This window comes from Flavobacterium oncorhynchi, assembly GCF_002217355.1.
Lineage (GTDB): Bacteria > Bacteroidota > Bacteroidia > Flavobacteriales > Flavobacteriaceae > Flavobacterium > Flavobacterium oncorhynchi.
The window spans coordinates 147,871-151,057 of the sequence record NZ_MUHA01000004.1 but is presented as its reverse complement, the minus strand read 5'-3'; the positions used below and the strand labels follow the sequence as shown (position 1 = coordinate 151,057).

Sequence of the window (3,187 nt, the reverse complement as noted above, 5' to 3'; positions counted from 1 at the left end):
AAAAAAAAACAAATCCAAAAACTCTACTATAATTTTGATTGTGTTAACATTTTACAAAAACCACAAAAACTAAATCTCAAGTTATGAAAACTAAATCTACTCTTGAAAAAGCAGTAAAATTTGTTACAAATTGTAAGCATATTTTTTCTACACGAAAAAACATCTTTCAAAAAAACTTTTTTTCTCTGCTTTGTTTTTCAATTACTTCAATTGCATTTTCGCAATCTGGTTCATGTAATTCTGAAATAACTGTTGACGGAAAAAACCAGCAAAGATATACTGGTTCTGAAGTTTCCTTTTTACTCCAAATTAAAAACACTGGAACTAATACTGATACGTATCAATTATCTGCTGAGAACTTTTCAAATTTTGCAGAAAATCCAGATGGCAGCATTACAAAGAACAATGTTTTGTTAAACAATAGACTGCAAACCAAAAGTTATGCTCCTCTGAATAAAACAATTACACTTGGTCCAGGTGAAGCAGCAGAATTTTATGTAAAACTAAGTTTAGCCGATATTTCTAAACTTGATCAATGGAACGGTACTTCGGTCACAGCAACTTCCAGTAACTGTCCAGAAAGTAAAAGCCAAACTATTCTGCATGTCTATATTCCACCGAAAAAAACAAAGGAAGTTGGATTTTATAAACCGTCATTAGATTTAAAAAATATAGCGCCTCAAAAAACATCTAATGTTTTTTTACTACATCATGTAGCTACAACTCGTTTTTACTGCTAGTCAAAACATTATATCAATATTAAAATTTTTAATATGAAAAACTTTACTTTCAAAAACAGAATAAAAATCCTTCTAAGTTTTGTATTAAGTACTTTGTTTCTTAATGTTTATGGCGGAGAAGGTAGTAAACAAACAACCCCTGATATTAATCACAGGGCATCGCTTGCTGTAAACAATGGCACTTATGGAAATTTTGCTAAATATAATTCAACGAACGAACAGCGATTATATATCAGAATTCAAAATCCAAGTGATGAAAAAGTATACTTAGGGTTTAGCAAAGCGCGAAGAAGTGCCCCTGATAATAACAATGACGAAGTCAATACAAAATTTAGAATCATCAAACCTGATGGAACAATAGCTGCAGCTTTTGGCGAATACACTTTAAATACTGCTAATTCAAAAATTACTGGTACAGAAGCTCAAAAGCTTGCTATAGCTCAAAATGGTCCAAATGGTATTGATGGAACTACTACGGCGGGTTATGCTCCTATCATCTTCGATCCAACTGGTTTGCCAGCTGGTGATTATTGGATTGAATTTCAAAATCCTGACGACACTAATGGAGAGATTTACTACAACTATTATGATATTACTGTCGCTAATAATACAACCAAAAAATCAATTCCAGGACGTATTTACTCAAAACGCTGGGCATTTGCAATGGATGATGAAGACACCAATTTTAATGGTGCTTTCTTTGTTTTTGCACCTGATACTGGTTCTACAACGGGAGCAACTACACAAAATGGATTTGTAAATAAAATCAATTTTAATGGTGCTGGTTTTAGACCATGGTATTTTAATGTTGCTTTTAATAGTACTGGCCCAGGAAATTCTGGAAATTCTGCTGAAGATCAAAAAAGTATCTATAATGCACCTAATGCTACTCAAATGAGACCGCAGTATGAGGTTTTCTTAAATGATCCAGATATTAATATTTGGAAAAATGGAACCTACAATGGAAACATTCAAATTAACGGAATAACCAATTGTGGTATCGGACAAAGTAATATAAACATCAGCGTTGTTAAAAGCGGAACTATTGAAATACTGCTTGATTTTGATGCCGGCGATGGTAAATTTACGCCTGGTACTAAAGACGTAATAATCACACAAACTGTTAACGGATCTGGAGCACCTCCATATGCTGTAAGTGTTCCGTGGGATGGTAAAGATGGACTAGGAAACGTAATTACCCAAGGTACCTCTATACCCATCGTTGTCACTTTTGGTCAAGCTGCTTTCCATTTTCCAATATATGATGTAGAAGAGAATCAATATGGTTTTTCAAGTACAACCGTAAGACCAGCTGCTCCCTCTTCTTATATTTTAAAACTTTACTGGGATGATAGTAAAATTCTATACACAGGAGGTACTTTTGGGGTTAAAACAAACTTGACTGGCTGTACACCAAATAATATCCCTCCAAGTGGCTGCCACACATGGAATGGCTTCATCTCGAATCAAAATAATAGTCCCCAATACGGAAATAGAAATACAATAAATACTTGGTGGTATGCCAATAGAGACTTTGTAACTTCTAATATCGTTTTACCTCCATTTTATACTGTTGCATTGGGACCAACAAGTAATGTTAAGTGTAATGGTGGAAATGATGGTAAAATTCAGATAAATGTAACAAATGGAACTGCTCCATTTTTGTACTATATCAACGGTGGAACTACGGCAAATACTTTACAAAATTTACCTGCCGGCACTTACAATATTAAAGTTGTTGATGCTAATGGATGTTCTGCAAATATAAACGGAGTTATTATCACACAACCGAATTCAGCAGTAGCAGTGGCCAAAACTCAAACGAATATAAAATGTTTTGGAACTTCAACTGGAGCAATTGACATAACTGCTTCTGGTGGTGTTGCACCATATACTTATGACTGGGCGGATTTGACTGGAACTAATGATATTGAGGACAGAACTGGACTTCCTGTTGGAACTTACACTGTAACAGTGAAAGATGCCAATGGATGTACTACAGCTCCTCTTGAAATTATTATTACACAACCGAATTCAGCAGTAGCAGTGGCCAAAACTCAAACGAATATAAAATGTTTTGGAACTTCAACTGGAGCAATTGATATAACTGCTTCTGGTGGTGTTGCGCCATATACTTATGACTGGGCGGATTTGACTGGAACTAATGATGTTGAGGACAGAACTGGACTTCCTGTTGGAACTTATACCGTAACAGTGAAAGATGCCAATGGATGTACTACAGCTCCTCTTGAAATTATTATTACACAACCGAATTCAGCAGTAGCAGTGGCCAAAACTCAAACGAATATAAAATGTTTTGGAACTTCAACTGGAGCAATTGATATAACTGCTTCTGGTGGTGTTGCACCATATACTTATGACTGGGCGGATTTGACTGGAACTAATGATGTTGAGGACAGAACTGGACTTACTGTTGGAACTTACAC

2 protein-coding genes (1 of these 2 cut by a window edge) are annotated in these 3,187 nt (G+C 35.2%); both read left to right on the top strand.

Translation table 11 applies throughout. The annotated features are described in order from the left end of the window. The first annotated feature begins 83 nt into the window (after window positions 1-83). Window positions 84-740 carry a COG1470 family protein gene (locus B0A75_RS03200; RefSeq protein WP_089052849.1) on the top strand — a complete coding sequence of 219 codons (657 nt, stop codon included), beginning with the start codon at window positions 84-86 and terminating at the stop codon, window positions 738-740. 33 nt (window positions 741-773) lie between these two features. Then, a protein-coding gene (locus tag B0A75_RS03195) for a SprB repeat-containing protein (protein WP_089052848.1) crosses the window boundary here: on the top strand, window positions 774-3,187 show its 5' portion. Its footprint extends 40 nt past the window's final position; the window shows 2,414 of its 2,454 coding nt (coding positions 1-2,414); the start codon lies at window positions 774-776; the stop codon falls past the right edge of the window.

What these genes read in the sequence shown, in the direction of transcription:
- B0A75_RS03200 (WP_089052849.1), top strand. Translation starts at nt 84, where the DNA reads ATGAAAACTAAATCTACTCTTGAAAAAGCAGTAAAATTTGTTACAAAT.